The following is a 1,231-nucleotide window of genomic DNA, read 5'->3' on the forward strand; positions in this document are numbered from 1 at the left end:
GCTCAAGCAGTCCACCAGCAACCATGCTTTCCAGTGTGCGCCGGGTTGATTCGAGCTGGTGACGCTTATCGAACGACACCATGCCATGAAGCAGGTAGGCCACACCCGACACATCGAACGGCGGCGCACCAATCTCACCAGTCACCCATTCGAGGTTATCCGGTTCAAAGTAGCTAAGTATCTCTTTTTTGCGACTGGTCATTCTCATGGCTGGCTGATTCCTTATTGTGGGATAGCACTATCATACAATAAGTGGGTTAAAGGGAGAGCGTTACCGCCTGATATGCTGTATGAATAACAACCAAATTTCAGGTGCGGAAAAAGATATGGGGGTACTTTTGGGGGTATCTATAAAAAATGAACAATAAAAAAGGCAACAAAAACAAAGCTTATCGCCTATGTGTATTGTTCCTATTATCACCATTAAAATCAAAGAGTTACCCCATATTTAAATACACCACGTTTCCTCCTGTGCCGTATTTGTGCCATTGTAACCTTGGCAATTCATCAAAATACTGTTCTGACATCAGGCAGTGCAGGTGCAGACATTTAAGCCAATTGCTGCCGCCATTCTTTGACGTAGTCAATCAGGGCGCGGAGCTTTGGTGCAATATTGCGACGCTGTGGGAAATACAGATAGAAGCCCGGAAATTGTGGAAGAAAGTCATCAAGCAGCGATACAAGCTTACCGCTTTCAATATATGGCCTGAAAGTTTCCTGAGTGGCAATTGTTATTCCTCCGCCGGCAAGAGCCAGCCTCAACATCAGACGCAGATCATTAGTCGTAATCTGCGGTTCAATCGCAAGGTCGAAAGTTCTCCCGTTTTCTTCAAATGGCCAGCGATAAGGCGCAACCTCCGGGGACTGACGCCAGCCGATACACTTATGGGTATTTCCCCCGGAGGCGAGAAAGCGCTCTCCACGCCCGGCCGCAAGGATCAGGACGACGGGGGCAGGCATGAATCCTCCTCCTGATGGAGACGTACAGAGGCGACTTCTGCCAGCACGGAGAGTGCCAGAGTATGCGCATCCCGGGCTTTGGGGAATATCCCGACGGGGGCCCGGATTTGCGCTGTCTCCTCCCTGGACCATCCCAGCTCGTGGAGCTTTTGCAGACGTAACGTGTGGGTTCGATAGCTGCCCAATGCGCCGAGATAAAAGGGTTTTGCTTCTCGCGCGGCCTGCAACACTGGCAGCTCCCGGTTGAGATCATGGCACAGCAAAATGACCG

3 pseudogenes are annotated in these 1,231 nt (G+C 50.5%); all 3 read right to left on the bottom strand.

Annotated features, from left to right (window positions below):
- Window positions 1–208, bottom strand: a pseudogene (locus RTW80_RS25550) (hypothetical protein); the annotation flags it as partial.
- Between the two features lie 341 nt (window positions 209–549).
- Window positions 550–888 (bottom strand): annotated as a pseudogene (locus RTW80_RS25555) (LysR substrate-binding domain-containing protein); the annotation flags it as partial.
- Window positions 889–938: 50 nt separating this feature from the next.
- Window positions 939–1,231 (bottom strand): annotated as a pseudogene (gene paoD, locus RTW80_RS25560) (molybdenum cofactor insertion chaperone PaoD); the annotation flags it as partial.

This window comes from Escherichia sp. AM3 (assembly GCF_032029835.1).
GTDB lineage: Bacteria > Pseudomonadota > Gammaproteobacteria > Enterobacterales > Enterobacteriaceae > Escherichia > Escherichia coli.